General features: G+C 38.5%; 28 protein-coding genes, 1 pseudogene, 1 riboswitch and 1 other annotated feature. Of the genes and pseudogenes, 17 read left to right on the plus strand and 12 right to left on the minus strand.

Features of this window, described 5'->3' with window-relative positions; all coding sequences use genetic code 11:
* Nucleotides 1-116: 116 nt before the first annotated feature.
* From BFJ97_RS13730 to BFJ97_RS13745, 4 genes are all read left to right on the plus strand, one after another.
* Entirely contained in the window at nt 117-1,070 is a 954-nt protein-coding gene (locus tag BFJ97_RS13730) for an L-threonine 3-dehydrogenase (protein WP_068985216.1), read from the plus strand.
* Nucleotides 1,071-1,212: 142 nt separating this feature from the next.
* Nucleotides 1,213-1,497 carry a hypothetical protein gene (locus BFJ97_RS13735; RefSeq protein WP_068985217.1) on the plus strand — a complete coding sequence of 95 codons (285 nt, stop codon included), beginning with the start codon at nt 1,213-1,215 and terminating at the stop codon, nt 1,495-1,497.
* A complete protein-coding gene (locus BFJ97_RS13740) occupies nt 1,473-1,784 on the plus strand; it encodes a hypothetical protein (RefSeq protein WP_068985218.1) in 312 nt (103 codons plus the stop codon). Before BFJ97_RS13735 ends, BFJ97_RS13740 begins: the two co-directional genes overlap by 25 nt.
* A gap of 164 nt (nt 1,785-1,948) precedes the next feature.
* The gene (locus BFJ97_RS13745) at nt 1,949-3,574 is read left to right on the plus strand and encodes a long-chain fatty acid--CoA ligase (protein WP_068985272.1); all 1,626 of its coding nucleotides are present in this window, start codon (nt 1,949-1,951) and stop codon (nt 3,572-3,574) included.
* A 44-nt stretch (nt 3,575-3,618) separates the two neighbouring features.
* Here the strand turns inward: BFJ97_RS13745 and trpB are convergent, their stop codons facing one another.
* The 3 genes from trpB to BFJ97_RS13760 all read right to left on the minus strand — a co-directional run bounded on the left by trpB (nt 3,619) and on the right by BFJ97_RS13760 (nt 7,012).
* On the minus strand, nt 3,619-4,782 hold the full coding sequence (gene trpB / locus BFJ97_RS13750; protein WP_068985219.1) for a tryptophan synthase subunit beta: 1,164 nt from the start codon (nt 4,780-4,782) through the stop codon (nt 3,619-3,621).
* A gap of 60 nt (nt 4,783-4,842) precedes the next feature.
* Nucleotides 4,843-5,045 (minus strand) — a binding site (T-box leader).
* A 75-nt stretch (nt 5,046-5,120) separates the two neighbouring features.
* The gene (locus BFJ97_RS13755) at nt 5,121-5,603 is read right to left on the minus strand and encodes a QueT transporter family protein (protein WP_068985220.1); all 483 of its coding nucleotides are present in this window, start codon (nt 5,601-5,603) and stop codon (nt 5,121-5,123) included.
* Between the two features lie 8 nt (nt 5,604-5,611).
* Nucleotides 5,612-5,656: riboswitch (PreQ1 riboswitch) on the minus strand.
* Nucleotides 5,657-5,893: 237 nt separating this feature from the next.
* A complete protein-coding gene (locus BFJ97_RS13760; protein WP_068985221.1) occupies nt 5,894-7,012 on the minus strand; it encodes a hypothetical protein in 1,119 nt (372 codons plus the stop codon).
* 470 nt (nt 7,013-7,482) lie between these two features.
* Between BFJ97_RS13760 and BFJ97_RS13765 the strand changes: the two genes are divergently transcribed.
* The 4 genes from BFJ97_RS13765 to BFJ97_RS13780 all read left to right on the plus strand — a co-directional run bounded on the left by BFJ97_RS13765 (nt 7,483) and on the right by BFJ97_RS13780 (nt 11,817).
* Entirely contained in the window at nt 7,483-8,505 is a 1,023-nt protein-coding gene (locus BFJ97_RS13765; RefSeq protein WP_068985222.1) for an ABC transporter substrate-binding protein, read from the plus strand.
* Between the two features lie 449 nt (nt 8,506-8,954).
* Complete coding sequence (locus BFJ97_RS13770) at nt 8,955-9,983, plus strand: ABC transporter permease (RefSeq protein ID WP_068985223.1); 1,029 nt, start codon at nt 8,955-8,957, stop codon at nt 9,981-9,983.
* On the plus strand, nt 9,976-10,773 hold the full coding sequence (locus tag BFJ97_RS13775; RefSeq protein WP_068985224.1) for an ABC transporter ATP-binding protein: 798 nt from the start codon (nt 9,976-9,978) through the stop codon (nt 10,771-10,773). Before BFJ97_RS13770 ends, BFJ97_RS13775 begins: the two co-directional genes overlap by 8 nt.
* Before the next feature lie 99 nt (nt 10,774-10,872).
* Nucleotides 10,873-11,817: a nuclease-related domain-containing protein gene (locus tag BFJ97_RS13780; protein WP_068985225.1), complete on the plus strand. Its 945-nt coding sequence runs from the start codon at nt 10,873-10,875 to the stop codon at nt 11,815-11,817.
* 191 nt (nt 11,818-12,008) lie between these two features.
* Here the strand turns inward: BFJ97_RS13780 and ilvA are convergent, their stop codons facing one another.
* The gene (gene ilvA, locus BFJ97_RS13785) at nt 12,009-13,271 is read right to left on the minus strand and encodes a threonine ammonia-lyase IlvA (protein ID WP_068985226.1); all 1,263 of its coding nucleotides are present in this window, start codon (nt 13,269-13,271) and stop codon (nt 12,009-12,011) included.
* Between the two features lie 230 nt (nt 13,272-13,501).
* Between ilvA and BFJ97_RS13790 the strand changes: the two genes are divergently transcribed.
* Nucleotides 13,502-14,245 (plus strand): TerC family protein, encoded by a 744-nt coding sequence (locus BFJ97_RS13790; protein ID WP_068985227.1) that lies wholly within the window; start codon nt 13,502-13,504, stop codon nt 14,243-14,245.
* A gap of 142 nt (nt 14,246-14,387) precedes the next feature.
* Here BFJ97_RS13790 and bshB2 read toward each other — a convergent pair whose 3' ends face one another.
* From bshB2 to BFJ97_RS13805, 3 genes are all read right to left on the minus strand, one after another.
* Entirely contained in the window at nt 14,388-15,077 is a 690-nt protein-coding gene (gene bshB2, locus BFJ97_RS13795) for a bacillithiol biosynthesis deacetylase BshB2 (RefSeq protein WP_068985228.1), read from the minus strand.
* Between the two features lie 13 nt (nt 15,078-15,090).
* Nucleotides 15,091-15,441, minus strand: a complete 351-nt coding sequence (locus BFJ97_RS13800; RefSeq protein WP_053484519.1) for a YojF family protein — start codon at nt 15,439-15,441, stop codon at nt 15,091-15,093.
* A 505-nt stretch (nt 15,442-15,946) separates the two neighbouring features.
* Nucleotides 15,947-16,228, minus strand: coding sequence for a hypothetical protein (locus BFJ97_RS13805; protein ID WP_068985229.1), 282 nt, complete (start codon nt 16,226-16,228; stop codon nt 15,947-15,949).
* Between the two features lie 227 nt (nt 16,229-16,455).
* On the opposite strand from BFJ97_RS13805, the gene BFJ97_RS13810 reads away from it, so the two are divergent.
* Nucleotides 16,456-16,947 carry an acyl-CoA thioesterase gene (locus BFJ97_RS13810; protein WP_223554542.1) on the plus strand — a complete coding sequence of 164 codons (492 nt, stop codon included), beginning with the start codon at nt 16,456-16,458 and terminating at the stop codon, nt 16,945-16,947.
* Between the two features lie 68 nt (nt 16,948-17,015).
* On the opposite strand, the gene thiD is transcribed toward BFJ97_RS13810, so the two are convergent.
* Both thiD and BFJ97_RS24220 read right to left on the minus strand, forming a co-directional pair.
* The gene (gene thiD, locus BFJ97_RS13815) at nt 17,016-17,846 is read right to left on the minus strand and encodes a bifunctional hydroxymethylpyrimidine kinase/phosphomethylpyrimidine kinase (protein ID WP_068985231.1); all 831 of its coding nucleotides are present in this window, start codon (nt 17,844-17,846) and stop codon (nt 17,016-17,018) included.
* 43 nt (nt 17,847-17,889) lie between these two features.
* Nucleotides 17,890-18,087, minus strand: coding sequence for a hypothetical protein (locus tag BFJ97_RS24220; RefSeq protein ID WP_139114441.1), 198 nt, complete (start codon nt 18,085-18,087; stop codon nt 17,890-17,892).
* A gap of 123 nt (nt 18,088-18,210) precedes the next feature.
* Between BFJ97_RS24220 and BFJ97_RS13820 the strand changes: the two genes are divergently transcribed.
* The 6 genes from BFJ97_RS13820 (at nt 18,211) to BFJ97_RS13845 (ending at nt 21,650) form a co-directional block, all read left to right on the plus strand.
* Nucleotides 18,211-18,888 (plus strand): uracil-DNA glycosylase, encoded by a 678-nt coding sequence (locus BFJ97_RS13820; protein ID WP_068985232.1) that lies wholly within the window; start codon nt 18,211-18,213, stop codon nt 18,886-18,888.
* A 76-nt stretch (nt 18,889-18,964) separates the two neighbouring features.
* Entirely contained in the window at nt 18,965-19,144 is a 180-nt protein-coding gene (locus BFJ97_RS25230) for a uracil-DNA glycosylase (protein ID WP_068985233.1), read from the plus strand.
* Nucleotides 19,141-19,407, plus strand: coding sequence for a YwdI family protein (locus BFJ97_RS13830; protein ID WP_068985234.1), 267 nt, complete (start codon nt 19,141-19,143; stop codon nt 19,405-19,407). Before BFJ97_RS25230 ends, BFJ97_RS13830 begins: the two co-directional genes overlap by 4 nt.
* A 123-nt stretch (nt 19,408-19,530) precedes the next feature.
* A complete protein-coding gene (locus BFJ97_RS13835; RefSeq protein WP_139114442.1) occupies nt 19,531-19,770 on the plus strand; it encodes a hypothetical protein in 240 nt (79 codons plus the stop codon).
* A 79-nt stretch (nt 19,771-19,849) separates the two neighbouring features.
* Nucleotides 19,850-20,230, plus strand: coding sequence for a DUF423 domain-containing protein (locus BFJ97_RS13840; RefSeq protein WP_068985236.1), 381 nt, complete (start codon nt 19,850-19,852; stop codon nt 20,228-20,230).
* A gap of 241 nt (nt 20,231-20,471) precedes the next feature.
* Nucleotides 20,472-21,650, plus strand: coding sequence for a M20 family metallopeptidase (locus tag BFJ97_RS13845; RefSeq protein ID WP_068985237.1), 1,179 nt, complete (start codon nt 20,472-20,474; stop codon nt 21,648-21,650).
* Nucleotides 21,651-21,763: 113 nt separating this feature from the next.
* Here BFJ97_RS13845 and gerQ read toward each other — a convergent pair whose 3' ends face one another.
* Together gerQ and BFJ97_RS13855 are read right to left on the minus strand one after the other, a co-directional pair.
* The gene (gene gerQ, locus BFJ97_RS13850) at nt 21,764-22,099 is read right to left on the minus strand and encodes a spore coat protein GerQ (RefSeq protein ID WP_083227044.1); all 336 of its coding nucleotides are present in this window, start codon (nt 22,097-22,099) and stop codon (nt 21,764-21,766) included.
* 21 nt (nt 22,100-22,120) lie between these two features.
* A pseudogene (locus tag BFJ97_RS13855) lies at nt 22,121-22,529 on the minus strand (cell wall hydrolase).
* A gap of 991 nt (nt 22,530-23,520) precedes the next feature.
* Here BFJ97_RS13855 and BFJ97_RS13860 point away from each other — a divergent pair.
* The gene (locus tag BFJ97_RS13860; RefSeq protein ID WP_068985238.1) at nt 23,521-23,703 is read left to right on the plus strand and encodes a hypothetical protein; all 183 of its coding nucleotides are present in this window, start codon (nt 23,521-23,523) and stop codon (nt 23,701-23,703) included.
* Between the two features lie 56 nt (nt 23,704-23,759).
* Here the strand turns inward: BFJ97_RS13860 and hemQ are convergent, their stop codons facing one another.
* Nucleotides 23,760-24,509 (minus strand): hydrogen peroxide-dependent heme synthase, encoded by a 750-nt coding sequence (hemQ, locus tag BFJ97_RS13865; RefSeq protein WP_068985239.1) that lies wholly within the window; start codon nt 24,507-24,509, stop codon nt 23,760-23,762.
* Nucleotides 24,510-24,575 lie beyond the last annotated feature (66 nt).

Here is a 24,575-nt window from a genome sequence, read left to right on the forward strand (position 1 = left end):
TTTTAATGTGAACACTTTATAATAAAAATCATCAAAAGTGTTATTAAATCAATGTTTGTTTATATATTAATGTACTTTACAGAAGTACAATTGTTCACAGGTGGAGGTTTGGAGAAATGAAAAAGATAATGGTTACAGGAGCACTTGGTCAAATAGGTTCTGAGCTTGTAGAAAAGCTTCGGGGTATTTATGGAGAGGACAATGTGTTAGCGACAGATGTTCGGAAGCTTGAAAATATTAAGGGTCCATTTGAAGTATTGGACGTGACGGATGGACAAAGAATGCATGAGTTAGCGAAGGATTTTGGTGCTGATACAATGATGCATTTAGCGGCGTTACTATCAGCAACAGCAGAAAAAAATCCATTGCTAGCATGGAATTTAAATATGGGCGGTTTAATGAATGCGCTAGAGGTTTCGCGTGAGTTAAACTTGCAATTTTTTACACCGAGCTCAATAGGCGCGTTCGGTCCTACGACACCGAAGGATAATACGCCTCAGGATACATTACAACGCCCAACAACAATGTATGGGGTAAATAAAGTAGCTGGAGAGCTATTATGTGATTATTATTTCAATCGTTTTGGTGTAGATACTCGTGGTGTACGTTTCCCAGGGTTAATATCATATGTAACGCCTCCTGGAGGTGGTACGACAGACTATGCAGTTGAGATTTTCTATGAGGCGATTGAGCAAGGTAAGTATACATCTTATATTCAAGAAGGCACATACATGGACATGATGTACATGCCAGATGCATTGCAGGCTATTGTAGATTTAATGGAAGCGGATAGTAGCAAACTAATACATCGCAATGCCTTTAATATAACTGCAATGAGCTTTGAGCCATCTGAAATTGCGGCAGAGATTAAAAAGCATTTACCACATTTCCGTATGGATTATAATGTAGATCCAGTACGTCAGGCGATAGCAGATAGTTGGCCAAATTCTATAAATATAGAAGCGGCACAGAAAGAATGGGGCTTTAAAGCTCAGTATGATTTAGCAAAAATGACAGTTGATATGCTAGAAAAATTAAAAATCAAACTACACAAAAAGGCCATTTCATAAATATTCCTGAAAAAATGGACGAAGAAAACAATTTAGTTTTCTTCGTCTTTTTTATTTTTACGGGCAATACTAAAAGTTGGGATGACATTTTTAAATGTATACCGTGTATATAAATTGATTGGAGTGGAGGCTGGGCGACTCCTTGGGGATTAGCGATAGAGGAACGAAGGCTAAAAGCATCACGTCCTGTGATAACGCCTTCGTGACCAACATCCTTTTGGCCCGAGACCCTGCAGCGAAGCGGATGTTTTCTGTGCGAAAGCGTAGTGTTAACGTAGCGGCAGCAACAATGTTTATCTGCGCGAAAGCGAAGCGTCAGCGGCAAATGTTTTATCTGTGCGAAAGCGAAGCGTCAGCAACAACAAAAGCGGCTCATCGGACGCCCCCAGGAAGCTTTGCTCTGTGCGAAAGCGTAGTGCTAACGTAGCGGCAGCAATGTTTTATCTGTGCGAAAGTGCAACGACAGCAACAACTATGTTTATCTGCGCGAAAGCGAAGCGTCAGCGGCAAATGTTTTATCTGTGCGAAAGTGCAACGACAGCAACAATGTTTTATCTGTGCGAAAGTGCAACGACAGCAACAACAAATGTTTTATCTGCGCGAAAGCGAAGCGTCAGCGGCAAATGTTTTATCTGTAGCGAAAGCAAAGCGACAGCTCAAAGCGCCCAGTCGGAACGGAAATCAATCACACGTTATGCTAATAAGTATTTTTAGAAAAAGTTAACAATAAAAAGAAAAATATTGGAATATATAGCTTAATTTATAATTTTCAAATATAATCATATTCAGAATATTAATAGTATTCAATTATATTTTTATTAGTATTTCACAAAGGTAATGGAGAGGCAGTTCACAAGACGAAGGGATGGATGGTTTTTATGATGCAGACGCCGTTAGTATTAACAAGCTTTTTTAACCGAGCAGAAAGTTATTTTGCTAGAAAGACTATTGTTTCACGAACGAGCCCACAGAAGATTCACCGCTTAACATATGGAGAGTGGGCGAAAAGGACACGTCGTTTAGCAGATGCGCTAACAAAGCTGGGGATGAAAAGGGGAACAAAGATTGGCTCCTTTGCCTGGAATCAGCATCGCCACTTAGAGGCCTATTTTGCGGTACCGTGTTCTGGTGCTATTTTGCATATGGTGAATATTCGTTTATCAGAAGAGCATTTAACTTATATTATTAATCATGCAGAAGATGAGATTTTAATAATTGATGTTGATTTGTTACCAATCATAGAAAACATTGCGCCTGAGCTTAAAACAGTGAAACATTATATTATTATGACGGATGAGGATACTTTACCAGTAACGACATTACCGAATGCGTTATCATATGAGGATTTATTGGCAGCAGCAGATGAAAACTATCAATTCCTAGAGGATTTAGGGGAAGATGAGCCCGCTGGAATGTGCTATACAAGTGCTACAACAGGAAATCCAAAGGGGGTTGTTTATTCACATCGAGGCCTAGTGTTACACAGTATGATGCTGAGTATGTCTGATTCAATGGGCATTTCCGAGCGTGATGTTGTGATGCCAATTGTACCGATGTTTCATGCAAATGCATGGGGTCTACCGTTTGCAAGTGTCAATGTAGGTGCGACACAGGTGCTTCCGGGTCCACAATTTACATCGGCAATAATTTTGGATTTAGTGGAGCAGGAGAAGATTACATTAACAGCTGGAGTGCCGACAATTTGGATTGGGGCGTTGCAAGAACAAGAGAAGCGTGAACGAGATATAAGTTCGCTACGTGCCATTTGTTGTGGTGGCTCTGCTTCACCAACCCGTCTTATTCGTACATTTGAAGAGCAATATGGCATCCCATATATTGTTGTATATGGTATGACTGAAACAACACCGATTGTAGCATTATCAAATTATATGTCTTGGATGGAAGACTGGCCAATTGAAAAGAAAATTGAATCGCGAGCTATGCAAGGAATGACGATGGCTGGTATTGAATCGAGTATTATTAATGACAATGGAGAAGTACCATGGGATGGAGAGACAATGGGTGAATTACGTTTACGAGGTCCATGGATTTCACACGAGTACTATCGTGATGAACGAACGGCTGATGCCTATCGAGATGGCTGGTTATATACAGGGGACATTGCGGTGCGATCAGAGGATGGCTTTATTAAAATATCAGATCGTACAAAGGATTTAATTAAATCAGGAGGGGAGTGGATATCCTCAGTTGATTTAGAAAATGCGTTAATGACCCATGATGCTGTTTTGGAAGCAGCAGTTATTGCAATTCCGCATGTTAAATGGCAAGAACGTCCGCTAGCTTGCGTTGTATTGAAGGAAGGAAAGACAGCAACCGACGAGGAGCTTCTTGCATTTTTAGAAAGTCAATTTGCAAAATGGTGGGTGCCAGATGATGTTGTATTTTTAGAGGAAATTCCAAAAACATCGGTTGGGAAATTCCTAAAAGCTAAGCTTCGAGATAATGTGGCAGAAATTTATCCGAAATTAAGTTCATTGGTATAGTCAAAAGAGCGATTTCCACAAACGGAAGTCGCTCTTTCATTTCATTATTTCTTTAACATGTGGAATACTTGTTCTACGTCCTTGTCTCCGCGGCCCGAGATGTTGATAATAATACTCTCATCAGGAGATAATGTTGGAGCAAGCTTTAGTGCATGCGCAACTGCGTGAGAGCTTTCAAGTGCAGGGATAATTCCCTCGACTTTTGAAAGCACTTGGAATGCTTCAAGCACCTCTTCATTTGTCACCGTTACATATTCTCCACGACCAATTGTTTTTAAATAGCTATGTTCCGGACCAGCTCCTGGATAATCTAGTCCAGCGGCAATCGAATAAGTTGGTAGGGGATTGCCTTCCGAATCTTGTAGTACTAAACATTTGAAACCGTGTAATTCACCTGGCGTTCCTTCATTTAATGATGCAGCCTTATCTGGTTCAATCCCGATGAGGCGAACGTTTTCATCTGCAATATATTCTGCAAACGCACCGATCGCATTACTACCGCCACCGACACAAGCGAGTACTGCTGTTGGTAGCTTTCCTTCCTTTTCTAAAATTTGTTCGCGACTTTCACGGCTAATGACTGATTGAAAATGTTTCACCATTGAAGGGAATGGGTGAGGTCCAACAGCAGAACCTAGTAAATAGAAAGTCGTTTTATAGTTTTCTACTAAATCAGCAAATGCTTCATCTACAGCATCCTTTAGTCGTCCTTGCCCTTTATCAACAGCTACTACCTTTGCGCCAAGAAGCTCCATACGGAACACATTCAATGCTTGACGCTTTGTATCTTCTAAGCCCATATAAATTGTGCAATCCATCCCGAACATTGCACAAGCAGTTGCAGTGGCTACACCATGCTGACCTGCACCTGTTTCGGCAATAACACGATTAGCACCCATGCGCTTTGCCAATAAGATCTGTCCAAGGACATTATTAATTTTATGTGAACCTGTGTGGTTGAGATCTTCACGTTTTAAATAAATTTTCGCGCCACCTAATTGTTTTGTTAAATTTTCAGCAAAATAAAGTGGGGATTTTCGCCCAACATATTCATGGAAATAATAATCTAGCTCTTTATTAAAATCTTCATCGTCTTTAAATTTTTGGAAATTTTCATCTAAAATATTTAATACATTTTGAAGCTCCTCAGGAACAAAGCTACCGCCAAAATCACCAAAATATCCTTTTTTCTCTGCTACTGTACTCATCTTTTCTCGACTCCTCTTTTCTAATTTTTCCATAAAAAAAAGCCACTTCAATCCTTCTGTAAAAAGGACGAGTAACCGTGGTGCCACCTTCATTCGCAAAAAAAATGCGCGCTTTCGTACTCCGGTAACGGGGAGTAAATTCGTCCTCACATTTGATAAGGCTGCTCCAAAGTCCATTCACAAGTAGGTACTACTGATTTACACCAACCATCAGCTCTCTACAAGTACTACTACTTGCTACTATTCTTTTTCATCGCATGTTTTATTGAAAAGAATTGTAAAATATTTTCAGAATATTGTCAAGAATTAAAAAAGACGAATCTAAAAAGATCCGTCTTTTAAATCAAATTTTTGAAGTTTAAGCGTTTATTCAATAGATACATAATAGGTGCACCGATCGCTAAGACCACAAATTCACCTGCAGCAACAGTTAACCATGTCCAGAAGAATGGTAGCTCTAAAGCTAAGTTCAATTCAAAAGCAATGATGAACATTGTGCATGTAAATAACAATGTATTAATGATTAAACGTGCCCAAATATTTTTGACAAATTTACAAATAAGAATGAACAGTCCAAGTGTAATCATCGAATGCCCTACACCGAAAACTAAATCGTAGATGCCCAGAGGTGAAAATATATTAGAGATAAATACACCAATAATAATCCCGACGGCAAAGCGGGGATTAAAGGCAACTAGATGATTGAACATTTCCGATATGCGGAACTGCACCTCAGTAAAGCCAAATGGCGTGACCAGCAATGTAACAGCAATGTAGAGCGCTGCAATAATGCCACTCGTTGCTAAAAATTTTATTTTCATATATTAATTTCTCCTTAGTTTTTTTGCGTGGGATGGTTACGAACCACGTGAAGCAAATGCAATCATATCAATGTTTATGCTAGTTTGTAAAGAGTCATGTGTAAAACAAAAATTGTTATTATTGTACTAACATCTGCATAACCAAGACTTCTGAAATATATTATATTGAAATACTTAAGTCTGTAGCAGTTGTGTTAATAAAAAATCTAAGGATCCGCGTAGTAAAAGAAAGGGGCTAATCCCATAAATCATTTTTTAATGACGTTTAGGATTAGCCCGAAAGCCTTTACTTATTTATGCTGTGTAAGGTAAACTTTGCCGTTTATTGTTACTTTAGAAGCTGAGATTAGAATTTCTTTATTTGCTTCATAATATGGATTTAAAATGTTGTCGATAGCAACCCATTTTTCACTAGATTTTTCATAGTCACCTTTTTTATCAAGAGCTGTTGCTTCTTCATAAAGCTTTTTTAATTGCGCTTTATCTTTTGCTTTGATTTCAAAATCAAAGTTAGACATGTAATCTTCAAAGCTAAGTGGCTTCATGTAAGGATGAATCATTTCATCGAATTCACCCCATAGCTTTTCAGATAGTTGATCATTTTTATCTTGATCTGCTTTTTGAGCATCCTTGTATAAAGTTTTTAGTTTTGGTAAAGCTTCAGCAGGAATATCTACATCTATATCTGAAATGTATTCTTCAAATGGTACTGGTGGATATAGCGCATCTAGGTAAGGTTGAAGAACCTTTTGGAATTCTTCAAATTTTGTTTGTGCTGCTTCTTCTTTACCAGATTTCTCTAGTTTAATCCACTGTTGATAAATATCTTTTAGCTGCTTTTTATCTTTTTCTTTAATAACTATATTTTTTTCACCAAATCCATACTGTTCCATGAATTCTTCGAAGGATACTGGTACCCAGCTAGCTAAAATATACGGCTTTGTGATTTTATCCATTTCAAGATTAATTTTTTCTACTTCTTCATATTTCTCTTCTTTTTCTAACTTTTTCATTTGATTAAACAATTTTTCTAATTTAGCTAGATCTGCTTTTGTGATTTCTTTAGGTAAGTCTTTTTTATATACGTTAAACGTGTAGAAATCTGAATAATCTTGTACTAAGCTACCTTCTACAGAGATTTCTTGACCTTCTACTAACTTCATTTTTTCTAATTGCTCATCTGAAAAATTTTGAATTCCGATATAATAATTTTTACCGTCTTTTCCTTTGATTGAGATGCTATCTCCGTAAACACTTTTAATCGTTCCTTTAATTTGTTGCTCAGCTTGAACAGTTATTTCGCTTGTTGTTTTTGCTGTTGTTGCCTCAGCTTGATGTGGCGTGAAGACAGCCATTCCTATTGTTAGTGCTGATACAATCATCCAAGATTTTTTTATTGTTTTTTTCATAATTATTTCTCCTTTAATTTAAGTGATTTAATTTTCTAATGATTAGACGGCTTTCGAATGATAAAAAGTTAGCTAAAATTAGAAAAAATTTTAACTTTTTTTAGCAAATTTTTTGGTAACGTAAGTGCAACGGCAGTTACAAAAGGTTTTTTGTACCGAAAGCGTAGCGGTAGGTACAGAAGTTTCCCGCATCTAGGAGTATTTTTACCTTCACTCCTTAATACTTCGCAAAATTGTCAAAAAATTTTTTATTATGTTAGAAAAAGCAATCAATTTGTAAAAACAGCGTAGTTTAGCGGTTTAAAGCGACGAATTGAAAGAAAAACTAAAATATTATGTCAATTTTAAAAGTCAGAACATTCATAATGTTGTTGACGAACCTCGATAATAACGATAATATAGCGATACGTTCACACTTCGTTTGGATGAAGTGTGATGAATATCAGAGATAATAATCGGGGGGATTATTTGTGAAATGCAATTTAAAAAAGCTTTCGTTCCTGTTATTTGGGTTAGTCTTAATGCTTGCTGCTTGTGGTAGTGGTGGCTCTAGTTCATCTGATTCAAAAGGAAAAGAAACGAATAATGCAAGTGAGAGCGGTAATGCAGATGACAAAACATATAAAATCGGGATTACTCAAATTGTTGAGCATCCATCTTTAAATGCTGCCACTGAAGGCTTCAAAAAAGCAATTGAAGAATCAGGCTTAAAAGTTGAGTACGAGGCACAGATAGCTCAAGGGGATAACAGTCTTAACACAACGATTGCAAACAATCTAGTAAGTGCAAACGTAGATTTAATATTTGCTAACTCTACACCGTCTGCGCAAGCGGCAGCGACAGCAACTAGCGATATTCCAATTATCTTTACTTCTGTAACAGATGCTGTTGGTGCACAACTCATTGAATCTATGGAGAAGCCAGGAAAAAATGTAACAGGTACGATCGATTTACATCCTGATACTATTTCAAAAACAGTGGCTTTCTTAAAGGAACTTGGTGCCAAAAATGTTGGTATGGTCTACAACGCTGGTGAGCAAAACTCAGTAGCACAAGTAAAAGAAGTGAAAAAAGTTATGGGCGAGCAAGGCCTAACAGTTGTTGAGGCATCTGCGTCAACTTCTGCGGAAGTAAAACTGGCTACGGAATCATTAATCGGTAAAGTAGATGCATTCTATATTATTACTGATAATACAGTAGTTTCTGCTTTAGAATCTGTTATTGATGTAGCGAATGCTAATAAATTGCCACTTATTGTAGGGGAGCTTGACTCTGTTGAACGTGGTGGCTTAGCTGCATATGGTTTTGAATATTTTGACATCGGTTACGAGGCAGGTCAAATGGCTGTGAAGATTCTAAAAGGAGAAGCAACACCTGCTGATATGCCAGCACAATACCCACAAAACTTAAAACTAGTAATCAATAAAAAAGTAGCGGATGATTTAGGAATCGAAGTTAAAGATTCTTGGGGTGCAGAGCTTTTAGAAAAGTAATGGACGGATATGGTCATCTGATCAAGCAAAGCGGGGGAGAACTAAACTGCCCCCGCTTTATCTTCTTTTTAGAGTGAAAAGTTTAAAGAGTATGTATGATTCATAGAAATACCTAAGGATTTAGCACGACGTTCTGTGATAACCCTTTGATCTATATCCATGAGCTCATCATCGAAAGTTGGGATAATATTTATTAAAACGTATTCCAGTATATTAGTTGATTGGAGTGGAGACTGGGCACTCCTTGGGGATTAGCGTCGCAGATGAGACCCTGGAGCGAGCAACGCGAGTGAAGCGGCTCATCGGACGCCCCCAGGAAAGCGCCTAGTTGGAACGGAAATCAACCTTACTTTATGATGATGCCCAATTTAAATGTTGAGCTCCATTATTTAGGAATGGAGCATAGGTAATAAAAATTAGTTTAAGAATGATTAGGAGATGATTCAACTATGTTTTTAGCAATGTTTGGCGCAGTGGAGCAAGGAATCATCTATGCAATTATGGCACTTGGTGTGTATTTAACATTCCGCGTGTTAGATTTTCCGGATTTAACGGTTGATGGAAGCTTTGTAACAGGGGCGGCTACAGCGGCGACGATGGTTCTGCTTGGCTACCACCCGATGTTAGCGACTTTAGTGGCAATTGTTGCTGGATTTATTGCTGGATGTATGACAGGGATTCTTCACACAAAAGGTAAAATTAACCCACTATTATCGGGGATTTTAATGATGATTGCTTTGTATTCTATTAACCTACGAATCATGGGGTTAACTGCAGAAAATACGATAGGTCGTCCGAATATTCCACTATTGAACTCAGAGACTATATTTTCAAAGTTTCAAGTATTTTGGAGTAATTTAGGTATCGATGCTGCGATCAATAACCTATTAAAAAGCATCGGCATTCAGCAAGTACCGTCTACATGGAGTACGTTGATTGTAGTATTAATCATCACGATTTTAATTAAGGTAATAGCAGACTGGTTCTTAAAAACTGAGGTCGGACTGGCTATTCGAGCAACTGGTGATAATAAGCGTATGATTCGTAGCTTTTCAGCAAATACAGATACACTTATTATTCTAGGGCTAGGACTTTCTAACGCACTTGTCGCATTTTCTGGAGCTTTAATCGCACAGTATTCGAAGTTCTCAGATGTAAGTATGGGGATTGGGATGATCGTTATCGGTCTTGCTTCTGTTATTATTGGTGAAGCAATCTTTGGTACAAAAACGATTATGCGCACAACTTTTGCTGTCATTGCGGGGGCTATTATTTACCGTATCATTTTAGCATTAGCATTACGTGTTGAATTCCTTGATTCGGGAGATATGAAATTAATAACAGCTATCATTGTTATTTTAGCGTTGGTTTTACCTCAATTTGTTAGTAAAAGTAAGGAACGCAAACGAAAAGTGAAGCGTGCAGCAGAGCGTGCACAAGTAAATGCGGTAGAGCAAGGAGGGAACGGCCTTGCTTAAATTACACGGCATTAATAAAGTTTTTAATGAAGGTACGCCTGACGAAAAAGTCGCACTTGCTGAAATTAATTTGCATTTAAAGCCAGGAGATTTTGTAACAATCATTGGTAGTAATGGTGCCGGTAAGTCGACCATGATGAATATGATTTCAGGTGCCTTAACGCCAGATTTTGGCTCAGTTTTAATTGATGGGAATGAGGTAACGGCTTTACCAGAATACAAGCGTTCCCACTATATCGGTCGTGTGTTTCAGGACCCAATGGCTGGTACAGCGCCAACAATGACGATTGAGGAAAACTTAGCGTTAGCTTACTCACGTAATAAGAGTAGAGGCTTGCGTATTGGTGTTGATAAAAAGCGTCGAGAATTTTTCAAGGAATCGTTGGAGATGTTGGGTCTAAATCTAGAAAATCGCCTATCTGCAAAGGTCGGCTTACTTTCTGGTGGGGAACGTCAGGCGCTGTCTTTATTAATGGCAACGTTCACGAAGCCATCGATTTTATTACTAGATGAGCATACGGCTGCACTTGACCCATCGCGTGCAGAGTTAATCACACGCATTACGAAATATTTAGTTGAGAAAGATAGCTTAACAACATTAATGGTCACGCACAATATGCAACAGGCATTAGATTTAGGTAACCGATTGATTATGATGGATAAAGGTCAAATCATTTTAGAAGTTGGCGAGGATCGCAAGCATGAATTGACTATTCCTGATTTAATGGCAGAGTTCGAACGTATCCGCGGTGAGAAAATGAACTCAGACCGTGCGTTATTAGGATCATGATGATTAACGCTCATACATAGGTATGGGCGTTTTTTTCTGCTGAAAGTTGGGTGGTAAATCGATAAAGTGCATTATAATCTAGCTAAAGGAGGTGAAAATATGCTACTGAAAAAGCGGGAAGTCTCATCGAAGAAACGGGTGTTAGAAATGATTGAGAGGCGGTTACCGAAATCTCACGCAAAGTATGATTATTTTCAAGAAATGCTAAGGAGAACAAGGGCAGGGTATGCAGGTGAGCGAAGAGTAGATAAAGAATGGCAAGAGATCTATTTGCAGCATGCGCATTATTTATTGCATGATGTTCAGCTTAAAGTCGAAGGTGGATCAATGCATCAAATGGATACATTATTCATGTCGCAAAATTTTGTTTTAATAGTAGAAATTAAAAATATTGCTGGGCGTGTTGATTATATGGAAGATAACCATCAATTTATTAGAGTTACCTCTGATGGAAGAGTAGATGGTTTTCGTAATCCATTCGATCAGGTGAAGCGACATGCTAGGTTTTTGCATCGATTATTTCAAATGAGTGGGCATTATCTACCTATTGAAACTATAGTCGTTTCTGCAAATCCGAGTATGATTATGTCACCCACTTTCTTGTCGCAGCCAATTATTCATGTAAGTGGCTTGGCTGAAAGGGTAGAGCAACTGTTCAAGCAGCATCAACAAGTCTATCTAAGTGAAAATGATTTGAGAGAACTATCAACGCATATTCTAAAGATGCACACACCAACCCAATGGACGCTAGATATTAAAGTGGATGAATTGAAGAAGGGTGCACTATGCTCTAAGTGCGAATATCAATTTGTTATGCATTATCGTCAAGGGAAGTGGTGTTGTGAGAATTGTGGTGAGGTCGATAATCTAGCTTTCAACAACGCACTGAAAGATTACCGTTATATGTATGGGGGATTTATATCCAACAGTTCATTTCAAGATTTCTTCGGTATCTCTTGCACTAAAACAGTATATAAAATATTGAAGTCATTACAGCTTCAAGAAATTGGTGCCAATAAGAATCGACAGTATATTTTAAAATAGTACAGTCTATCATTGCGGTCAGATAGACTGTATTTTTCTAAATTGTTCCGATAAATATAACAAACATTCCGATAAAATCTGAAATTGTTCCGATAAATCTCAAAATAGTTCCGATAAAACATAATTTTATTCCGATAAACCTCTCATCCCCGCAAAAAAGCCACACTCACATAGAAGTGTGACTCTTTATTTTAGACTAGTAAGCCGAAAAGTTGAATGTCGTTGTTTACTTCTTTGTATTTGAAGCCAAATTCATTCATACGTGCTAGTAAACCTTCGTAGTCGTCACGATTACCAAGTTCAATGCCGACTAAGGCAGGACCACTTTCTTTATTGTTTTTCTTTGTATATTCGAAAGTTGTAATGTCATCATTTGGTCCGACAACACTTGTTAGGAATTGGCGAAGTGCGCCTGCACGCTGTGGGAAGCTTACGATGAAGTAATAGAGTAAGCCTTCATGAATTAAAGATTTTTCTTTAATCTCCTGCATACGCCCGATGTCATTATTACCACCGCTAATGATGATAACGACTGATTTACCTTTAATTTCTTCCTTATAATAGTCGAGCGCCGCAACTGATAATGCCCCAGCAGGCTCTGCGATAATGGCATGTTTATTATAAAGATCTAAAATCGTTGTACATACTTTTCCTTCTGGTACTAGTACGATGTCGTCTAAATAGCGACGACAAACATCATATGTGTGATGGCCGACGCATTTTACCGCGGCGCCATCTACGAACTTGTCAATCCAATTAAGTGCCACTGCACCACCTTCTGTAAATGCAGCCTTCATACTACCCGCCCCAGCAGGCTCTACACCGATAATTTTGCTAGTAGGGGAAAGGTTTTTCACGTAGGCAGAAACACCTGACATTAAGCCACCGCCACCGATACTACCAAATAGGTAGTCGATCGGTTCCTCCATGTCATTCATAATTTCAACTGCGACCGTTCCTTGGCCAGCAATGACATCAAAATCGTCAAATGGATGGATAAAGATTTTATTGTGTTCTTCGCAGTAAACGAATGCACTTTCTGCAGAATCATCAAACGTATCGCCCGCTAAAATAATTTCCACATAATCGCGACCAAACATACGCACTTGATCAATTTTTTGCTTAGGTGTTGTTTGGGGCATAAAAATACTTGCTTGAATTTTCAGTTGAGCACAGGCGTAAGCAACACCTTGAGCATGGTTGCCGGCACTTGCACAAACAACACCAGCTTGGCGAGCCTCTTCTTCAATTTTTTTAATCTTATAATAGGCGCCACGAAGTTTAAATGAGCGTACATGCTGTAAATCTTCGCGCTTAAAATAAATGCTAGCTCCGTATTTCTCAGATAAATAATCATTTTTTTGTAGCGGCGTGTGCACCACTACGTCTTTTAAAAAATGATGTGCAATTAAGATATTTTCTACTTGCACAGTTCTAGTGTCAGCAGCTTCCATAGTATACATCCTCCGTTACGTTAAAACATTTATCTATGATAGCACATTTTATAAGGTTTTTGTCATTAATTTTTAGTAAATTCTAAATTTTCGGTGTCTATTTTAACTTCTTTCAGTGGGTGTCTAAACATTCAAGGGTTTTTATAGAAATAAAGGAACGCCCATTTCTTCATAACGAAAATGACCAAGCATATACTAGAATACTTTAGGACAAGTAGGAGGGTATGTAATTGGAAATCATTCAAGGAATTCTATCTACATACATTCAATTTTTCGATTGGGAAATGTGGAAAGAAGTTTTAACAGACCCCGTATCTTGGGGGTTAATATCAACACTCATCATTATTGAAGGTTTACTGTCAGCAGATAATGCACTCGTCTTGGCAGTACTGGTTAAACATTTACCAGACAAGCAACGTAAACGTGCGTTAATGTATGGAATGTTGGGTGCTTACTTTTTCCGATTTTTGTTTATCGGAATAGGTGTTTATTTAGTAGATTTTTGGTTTATTAAATTATTAGGAGCTTTGTATTTAGGTTGGCTTTGTATCGCTCATTTCTTGCGAATTGGGGCAGAGGATAGTGTTAAGGAAGTTAAAAAATCAGGGTTAATGGTTCGAATTTTTGGGACATTTTGGGCGACTGTCATTTCAGTAGAGCTAATGGATATTGCCTTTTCAATTGACGCGATTTTTGCCGCATTTGCAATTTCTAATCAAATTTGGATCTTACTAATAGGGGGGATGCTAGGGATTTTAATGATGAGAACCATTGCCGGCCTATTTTTAATCATAATTGAAAAAATACCAGAACTAGAGGCGGCGGCATTTATTATTATCGGCATTATTGCGCTGAAAATGCTAGTTAGTATCATTGGTGTTCACGTTCCACACTATATGTTCTTTGTCGTGCTAATTATTGTATTTTCTATAACTTTCTTTGTTCATATTTTAAAGAAATTAAAAGTCGCTTAATATAAAAACGGTTCTGTTCTCGCTAAAAAAGAGGACAGAACTGTTTTATTTTTATTAAGGAAAATATAAGTTTTTTTGCCAGAGGAACCTAAAGCATAGTCGTCTAGGCTAAAGCGCTTCGATCTCTCCAGCGCTTTTGTTCTTATTTTACATATTGGTCAGGGTTGACGATATAAAACTTTTCAACATTTAACCAGCTTTCGCTCATTGGTTCACCGTTATCGATGCGTTTTTCTGTTTCTTGCATCATCCAAGCTGTTTGGGATGCATGTGCTTGTAATGCTTTAATTTTATCCGTCTTCATTTCACGAATATCGACGACAATATGGGGCTCTCCATTTTTTTCGATGGTATCATTGGCGAAGGCACATCCATATACTTGAGGACGTGCAGTTTTTGGCATACGGCGGACAGCCTCAACTACGGCACGTGCTGTTGCTTCATGGTCTGGATGGACCGCAAAGCCAGGTAAGAATGTAATGATAAGAGAAGGTGATAACTCTTCTATTAAACCTTCAACAAGCTTTACCATTTTTTCATCGTCTTCAAATTCAATCGTTTTATCACGGAAACCAAGCATACGTAAATCTTGTATTCCCATAGCCTCTGCAGCTGCAATTAGCTCCTTGCGTCGAATTTCTGGTAAGGATTCACGCGTAGCAAAAGGCGGATTTCCTAAATTACGGCCCATTTCCCCTAAAGTTAAACAGGCATATGTAACAGGAGTATTCATTTTCTTTGTATAGTAGGCAATCGTTCCAGCAACTGAAAAAGCCTCATCATCTGGGTGAGGGTAAACAATCAAAATATGACGTTGTGGCTCTAAATTCAAATAGTCGTCCTCCTTAATACGTAAATGGCGTTTCACTAATTTCTAGTGCTATCGCCAATTTACCAGAGTAGTCTAGTCCAGCCATTAATAAACGGCCTAAATCATCTAATTCAAAATGTGTGATGCCTTGAGCATAAACCCAGCCATGCGCCATTTTTAATCCGACACGATGGGGTGAATCATCTACCACTTTAGCAAGCTCATAGTTGATTTTGGCATTGCGAATAAAAGCACCTGCATTAAAAAATTTCTCATCAAAATGTGCTGCATAAGAACCGTTCGTCGTCTCAAGATGAATATAAACGTCTTTGTTGGCGAAAGAATTTAATAATTCCTGCAACGTTTTTACTTGTACTTCTTGCACCTTAACACTCCTCTCGATTATTTCTCCTTTAAGTATAGTAAAAAAAATTCACAAAGGGAAATTGAATGCCTCTTTAGCACAACATAATCACTAAGATTTCCTAAATAAATTTCGAAGGCTTGTTCATTTAAAATTTTTCATAAATCGGTTCCTAATTTTAACCAATGACTACTTTTCGAGCAATATTCTTGAAAAAATTATTGTAATGTATCAATATAATGAGTGTGAAAACAAACTTGTACAAAACGTGTTATTTTGTATTGTATACGGTTTCACAAATGAAAAGATACTGCGACCATGATTTCTTCCTAAACTGACAGTTAGGCAGCATGTAATGTTAAAGGGAATTTTAAACTACGTAATAACGAATTCTATCTTGGTACAATAGATGACGTTCCTTTAACATTGAGATGTGTAGCTGTGACAAGGGAAGAAGACGGAAAGATCATTATCATAGTATAGTAAAAAAGCCGCGATTCTCTTTTATGACGGAGAATCGCGGCTTTTAATATCGATTGAGCTTTCGTTCTATGGATTCTAAGCGATTGTTAACATTCTGTAGTTGTTTATACATTTGTTTAAATTGTAGATTTTGATCCTGTGCTTGTGAAGATTTTTTTTGTGCTAATTCCTCTTCCTCCTGGAATGCTAATATCGTGGCGAGGGTTGATAATGAATAACCGAGCGTTAAAACAATTGATGAAATTACTTCTACTTTTGAAGCGGTTAGTTCTCCAGAAAGTAATCCTCGTTCTTCTTTTAATTCTTCAGGTTTTTGCTTTTTCATTTTGCTCCCTCCCATATAAATCTAATATATGGTTTATGAAGTAGTAGCGAATCTTGTCCAATACTTTTAGCAATGGGAGAAAAATTATGTTAATTATTTGTAATTTTCTAATAATTAAATTGATTTTCGTGGGGAGATGGAGCATTATAGTAGAAATAAAACAGTTGTTTTTACGAGGGGGAATTGATGTGAAAAAGGACTTTAAATACTGTAAAGAATCGAGGGTTATGCGGACAAGTCGAGTGTTTCCGAATGATGTTAATAACCATAATACACTATTTGGTGGTCGCTTAATGGGTGATATCGATCAGGTAGCCTCAATCTCAGCTGCTAAGCATAGTCGTAGAGATTGTGTGACAGCTTCAACGGATTCGGTCGACTTCCTACATCCAATTCGCCCGACTGATTCTGTATACTTCGAATCTTATGTAACATGGACAGGGACGTCTTCAATGGAGGTTTTCGTAAAGGTCATTGCTGAAAATTTGAAAACGGGGGAACGCAAGGTAGCAGCGACAGCATTGTTAACCTTTGTCGCATTAGATGATAATAATAAACCAGCCCCAGTTCCACGCGTCATTCCTGAAACAGTAGAGGAGACAAAGTTACATGAAACTGCATCTGAACGAGCAAAGGTCCGTGCAGAGCGTAAAAAGGAAAGTAAGGCATTGGCTCAATTCATTTCGATGAATGATCCATGGGATTATTCATCGAAATGATGGAGAACGCTTATATGTAATAGAGGCATCTGATTAGTATCGTTTTGCTAATCAGATGCCTGTTATGTTTAGATTTCAGTCACTGTTACTTGTGGTGCGCCAAATCGAGATTTTGCACCGTGCATAACTGGTCCTACATAGTCATTTAATGCCCAACCGTGAGCGATTGCAGCTGAAACGAATTCTTTCGCTTCGATAACAGCTTCTTTCACTGAAAGTCCGTTAGCAAGGTTTGCTGTCACTGAAGCAGCAAATGTACAGCCAGCCCCATGGTTATAAGTAGAAGCGACTTTATCAGACTCTAATAAGTAGAATTTTTCACCGTCGAAGAATAAGTCGGTTGCTTTTTCAGTAGCTAACGCTTTTCCGCCTTTAATCACAATAGCTTTAGCACCTAGTTCGTGAATTTTACGAGCTGCCGTTTTCATCTCTTCAATTGTGTTTGGAGTTCCAGTTCCAGCCAATTGTCCAGCCTCAAACAGGTTTGGTGTTGTCACTGCAGCCAATGGTAAAAGATGTTGAATCATCGCATCTGTGTTACCAGGGTTCAATACTTCATCTTCTCCTTTACATACCATTACAGGGTCAATGACAACATTTGGCGTACCGGATTTTGAGATGGCATCACCAGCAATACGAATGATTTCTTCCGTTGACAGCATACCAGTCTTTATTGCGTCAATGCCTGTTGAAAGAGCAGTATTGATTTGCTTTTGTAAAAGCTCTGTTGGCAATGGTGTGACATTATGTGCCCAACCATTTGGCTCCATTGTTACAACAACCGTTAACGCCACCATGCCATAAGTGCCGTGCTCTTGGAATGTTTTAAGATCAGCTTGCATACCTGCGCCGCCTGATGTATCGGAACCAGCAATTGTTAAAGTTTTTTTAAGAGCCATGATGATAGATCTCCTTTATAGATAAAAGTTTTAAAATTACCATCTAGTATAGTCTTATTCTGATTCTGTAAAAATAGTCAGAATAAGATATTTTTACAAGGTCAGTTTTAACTTCGATAGGTGTCCAACCATTCTCTGACGCTTCGCTTTCGCACAAAAAACAACGTGTTGCTGCTGACGCTTCGCTTTCGCACAGACAAAACCCTTTTGCTGTCGCTACGTTAGCACTGCGCTTTCGCACAAAAAACACCGTGTTGGCCTAAAGCCTCAGAACGCAATTATGCTGAGGCGTAATTGATCTGATGCTTGTATTCGACATTATTTTTTTGTACCGTTGTAAGAAGAGAAAGGGGTTAATATTACGATGAATCAAGTATTCTCGAATGATTGGCAAGCAATACTTGCAGATGAATTAGACAAAACTTACTATAAAGAGCTGCGTCAATTTGTAGCACATGAATATTCAACACAAACTATTTATCCACCAATGAATGACATCATGAATGCATTTAATACAACAGCTTATCATGATGTAAAGGTCGTAATTTTAGGCCAAGACCCATATCATGGACCAAATCAAGCACATGGATTAAGTTTTTCGGTCATGCCAGGAATCAAACATCCACCAAGCTTGCGAAATATGCTACAAGAGTTACAGGAGGATCTTGGTTGTTCAATCCCTCAAAACGGTACATTAACAAAATGGTCACAGCAAGGTGTAATGTTATTGAATACAGTATTAACAGTTCGAGCAGGTCAGGCTCATTCTCATAAAGAACAAGGATGGGAGCAATTTACGGATGCTGTTATTGATAAATTAGCCTCAAGAGAAAAACCGATTATTTTTGTACTTTGGGGCAAACCAGCACAGCGGAAAAAATCAATAATCCGTAATTATTCAACACCTCATGTCATTTTAGAAGCACCTCATCCAAGTCCTCTTAGTGCCTATCGAGGATTTTTTGGCAGTAAACCGTATTCGAAAATAAATGCACAGCTAGTACAATGGGGAGAGCAGCCAATTGATTGGTCTCTAGCATAGATTGGCACAAATCGTTTACTTTATACACTTATAGATTCATGTTACAGTTAATAATAGAAGAAAGTGAGGGGCAACAATGAAGGTAAATTGTTTCAAATGTCAATATTTTAAAGTAACATGGGACCCACAAACGCCGCGGGCCTGTGTAGCATATGGCTTTAAAACAAAGCAAATACCATCCGTTGTTGTTAAACAATCCTCGGGCACGGACTGTCTAAAATTTGTGCCAAAAGCAGAAAGTGGGAGAATGCAATGATTCCTTATCAAGCCGTTATTCAACAACTTGAAAAACAATTATCGGGTGTGAAAAATATTGGGAACGAACAGCAAATTCGCGAAGCTTTAACAGCAATCCGAGCATTATGTGATGTGGTATTAGACTCACCTGACGGCATTTCAAAAGCGCAGTCAAAACATTTGCCACAAATGCTAGTATCAGAGCCGAAGCAATCAAGTTTATACACAGCAAAAATTGAAGAAGAAGACGGGGCAAATGGCGATTCAATTTTTGACTTTTAATTATCTTCATTCAGCGAAGACTTTCACCTCTGAAGGTGGCTAGATGAATGAGGATGTGGTTCCTTTTCAGTAGGTGCCCAACGCCTACTGAAATAGGGGAACTCAGTCTAAGAACGCCACGTCTTGTTGCAATTTATCTGTGCGAAAGCGAAGCGACAGCAACAAGGTTTTATCTGTGCGAAAGCGAAGCGACAGCAACAAGGTATTATCTGCGAAAGCGAAGCGACAGCAACAAGGTTTTATCTGTGCGAAAGCGAAGCGACAGCAACAAGGTTTTATCTGTGCGAAAGCGAAGCGACAGCAACAAGGTTTTATCTGTGCGAAAGCGAAGCGACAGCAACAACAACAACAACACACGAATAAGTGACCAACATCACGTTGGCCCAAAGCCTCCGGACGCAATTACACCAAGGCGAAATTGATTAAAGGTAGGAGAAATGACATGAAAAAATTTATTGTGACAGGTGCACTCCACGGCTTTTTGGCAGTGGCATTCGGTGCATTCGGTGCACATGCTTTAAAAGAAGTTCTAGACGATTATGGGCGTGGGGTTTGGGAAACAGCTGTTCAGTACCAAATGTTTCATGCCACGGCTTTACTAGTCATTGGCTTATTGATGAGCCCTAAATTACTTGGAGAGGTAAAGAAGTTAAATTTAGCTGGAATCTTTTTCAACCTCGGTATTGTCTTCTTTTCAGGAAGCTTATATGTACTGGCAATCAGCGGCATTAAAATCTTAGGGGCAGTCACACCAATTGGTGGAGTACTATTTTTAGTTGGATGGATTTTAATCATCGTGTCTGCCATTAAACATACTCGCTAATAAAATTTAGTTGAACGTACTCCTTCGCCGTAATGTGTGAGGGAGTTTTTTGTTGGTAATTGCAGCAGCTAGGACAATGCTCCAATATGAAAAAAGCTCGGACATAAAAAGAATTTATACAGCTTCTCCACAATATAATTTCTAGAGAATAATAGTTTTAATTCCTATTGTTATTGTAAGAATTTATAGTACACTGTTATTACCAGAAGAGTTCGACAAATAGAAAGAGAGGTTTAGTGATATGGAGAAGCTATATACATTACTAGATAATAACTATGATGAAATGGTTGCGATTCGTCGTCATCTACATGAATATCCTGAATTATCCTTTGAGGAAGTAGAAACACCAGCTTATGTAGCTGCTTTTCATCGTGCTTTAGGACATGAAGTTCGTGAGCATGTAGGAAAGCGTGGGGTGGTTGCAACATTACATGGTGGGAAACCAGGAAAAACAGTAGCATTGCGAGCTGATTTTGATGCGTTAGCGATACAGGAAGAAAATGATGTTCCTTATAAGTCAAAAATGGATGGTAAAATGCATGCATGTGGACACGATGGTCATACTGCGACTTTACTTGGGCTGGCTAAGGCACTCAATGCAATGAAGGATGATCTTGTAGGTAATGTAGTATTTATCCATCAGCATGCGGAAGAAATTGCACCAGGCGGAGCAAAGCTGATGATTGAAGATGGCTGTCTAGACGGGGTAGACGTTATTTTCGGTACACATTTATGGGCACCAACACCATTGGGCGATATTTTGGTTAGAGATGGGGCAATTATGGCTGCTGCGGATAAAGTGGAAATCATGATTCAAGGTAAAGGTGGCCATGGTGCGGAGCCGCATCATTCTATTGATGCTGTTGCTCTTGCTTCACAGTTTATTGTCAATGCTCAGCAGCTTATATCTAGACGCATTGATCCATTAAAATCAGCGGTTTTAACAATTGGTCATTTTGAGGCGATTAACCCTTTCAATGTTATTGCTGAACGAGTTGTGCTAGCGGGAACAGTGCGTACTTTTGAAGAGCAAGTACGTAGACAGATGGAGAAAGAGATTGAGGCTGTACTAAATGCCACTTGTCTAGCTTTTGGCGCAAGTTATGAATATCGTTATACAAGAGGCTATCCCCCTGTTTACAATCATATGAAAGAAACAGAATTTATTGCTCGGCTTGCAGCAGATGTACCAGGAGTGGAAAATATAATAACGTGTCCACCATTTATGATCGGTGAGGATTTTGCGTATTATTTAGAGAATGTACCTGGTACATTTTTCTTCACAGGTGCCAAAAAGCCTGAGTGGGAAGTGGCATATCCTCATCATCATGCACGCTTTGACTTTGATGAACGTGCAATGTTGATTGCAGCCAAAACATTAGGAAAAGCAACATTGCAGTATTTACAAGAAAATCAATAGTAAGCTCCCATGAACGTTCTATATGGCTTGAACTTACAATAAAAATTGGCATGCTAGGACGTATCCTAACATGCCAATTTTTCCCTTACCCGTGGGAAGCGGTGTGAAATATATTACGGATTTTGATTAAAATAAACCATTTCCTCATCATATTCAGCAAAATCAAAGTAAATCATCGGGAATAGGAAACGGTGATTTGATTTGAGCTCACGAAGAATAACATGATCTCGACCAGCAGCCTCTACAACACCTCGCACAACTTTTGTGTTTTTACCTTGTTCAATGGCATGCTCGAAAGAAAAATGGAACGTACCAGGTTTTCCGCGATTCAAACGCAAAATATTTTCAATATAGGATTCCTCACGTCCAGGTGGTCGTCCGTTTTGAAGTGTTGCTGGAGGAGGAGTCATTGGTTGTTGCGTTGTTGGTGTCCAATAATAAGGCATCATAAGTTATCAACCTTCTTTCTTTTAGATTTGAGGACAATCCTCTTCGGTAGGCGAGAAAAAGCAATGCACTTTATATCTTCCCATGTTCCACTGACCGTACCATTATGCAGGAAAATCTTCTTCAGGTCTGAAAAACCATAGCGAACGAGTTGCTGGATGGAACTCTTCTCCTTTGATAACTCTATTTGCTAATCTAATGACTTAATCACGTGCTCGCTGATCCATAGCCTTTTGTTGTCTCTTCACAGCCCCCTTTGATGCCGAAACCGTCCGAATATCACCAAAATCTAAACAATCTGCTCGTACACGATTGACGCTAACAGTGCCGACCATCAGCATACCTATTCTCCGTCGCCTTCTGCCTCAGCGCGTATAAGCCTCACGAGCAGGGCTGTTTGTGTATCCTTCTCTTTATAACGGCGATTTTTATTCCTCCTCGCAGACAGTATATGCACGATGGTATTGTAGACATGTTCAATTTTAACTTTTTTCAGCACATGTTTTGGTAGCGAAAGCAAAGCGTCAGCTACAGATGTCTTTTGTAGCGAAAGCAAAGCGTCAGCTACAGATGTCTTTTGTACCGAAAGCGTAGCAACAGGTACAGAAGTCTTCCACTTCTATAGGTGGTAAGATGAATGCGGGTTTAAGTTACCTTTTCACTGGGTGTCCAAACACCTAGTGGAACTCAGTCTAAGAACGCCACGTCCTGTGGCAATTTATCTGTGCGAAAGCGAAGCGACAGCAACACACGACTGAGTGACCAACATCGTGTTGGCCTAAAGTCTCCGACGGATGTCACGGAATCGGAAAGGAGTTCTTTGTGCGAGCACAAAGCTGATTCAGGACGCAATTATGCCGAGGCATAATTGATTGAAAGAAATTCACATCTTAAAATTGCTAAGCATATATTAGCCATAATGAGTAGTCTGTAAAGAGGGACAGGTTTTACATGTGAGGTGAAAAATTATGGAGATTGGTGTGTGGGTAGGTATTTTGTTGAGCGCTGTGTTGGCATTTTTGGTAGGGGATTTTTACGGACAGCCACTCCATTGGTATCTCTTTATATTAATAATCGTAGTGGGTTTTTTCATCAATACCGTTATATTAATTTTGAAAGTTAAGGATGAAAAGTCTTAAAGTACAAGACAATCATATGAAAATAAGAAAGTTCATCGTAATGGGTGACGCTTTTTTATTGTTAAGGAAACTATGGGGTTTTTTGCCGGTGGATAACCTAGCGCATAATCATCGTCTAGACGAAAGCGTTAGACCTCGGGCGAAAGAGGTGGCCTTCTAACGTTCTTTTTGTTAAATTTTTATGATTATATAGCTGAAGTATTTTGTTTTGCAAGTATATTGAAAATAAATTGTGACATACTAAAGTAGAAAATTACTTTTTGCTTTTAAAAAGGAGTGTTACAATGCGTATTTTTGGTATGTTTGTAGCAATTATCATAAGTGCATTTATGGCCGTTGGTATAGCAGAATACTATCATCAACCATATAATTGGTATTTAGTTTTCCTTATGATTCTAACTGGTTTTTTTATTCATACAATTATTTTAATATTGGAATCAGAGAACAGCGAAGAAAACGAATTATAAAAAATGCGAGCCCGTTAGTCAGGACTCGCATTTTTTATATTTAAAACCGTTTTCGATTAAACAGTTAAGAATTTCGCTAGTTTTTCGTTATCAAGAAGGTTACCAACGAAGAATGCACCAAACTCACCGTAGCGAGCTGAAACTTCATCGAAACGCATTTCATATACTAATTTTTTGAATTGTAATACGTCATCGGCAAATAATGTTACGCCCCATTCGTGATCGTCAAAGCCAACAGAACCAGTAATAATTTGTTTAACTTTACCAGCATAGCCACGACCAATCATACCGTGAGAACGCATTAGAGATTTGCGGTCGTCCATTGAAAGCATATACCAGTTATCATTGCCTTGACGACGCTTATCCATTGGATAGAAGCATACATGCTTAGCACGTGGAAGTTCAGGATATAGACGAGCACGCACATGTGGATTTTGGTATGGGTCTTCGTCTGAGTCGCCAGCTAAATAGTTGGAAAGCTCTACAACAGATACATATGAATATGTAGGGATAGTAAAATCAGCAATTGCTAATTTATTAAATTCAGCTTCAAGCTCTTGTAGCTCATCCATTGTTTCACGTAATGTCATAATCATAAAGTCAGCTTTTTGACCAACGATTGCGTAAAAAGCATGAGCACCAGTTTTAGCGATATCAGCCTCGTTTAATTTTTCTAAATAAGCAATGAATTCTTCTACTGCTGCTTGACGTTCTTCAGCAGAAACTAGTTTCCATGAAGCCCAGTCGATTGAGCGGAAATCATGTAAAGCGTACCAACCATCTAAAGTAATTGCTGCTTCATTCATTATTTAAAACACTCCTTCATAAGTGAATACCATTTGAATTTTAGTTTATCATAGTTTGTACAAAAT

Source organism: Lysinibacillus xylanilyticus, assembly GCF_001708185.1.
Classification (GTDB): Bacteria; Bacillota; Bacilli; order Bacillales_A; family Planococcaceae; genus Lysinibacillus; species Lysinibacillus xylanilyticus_A.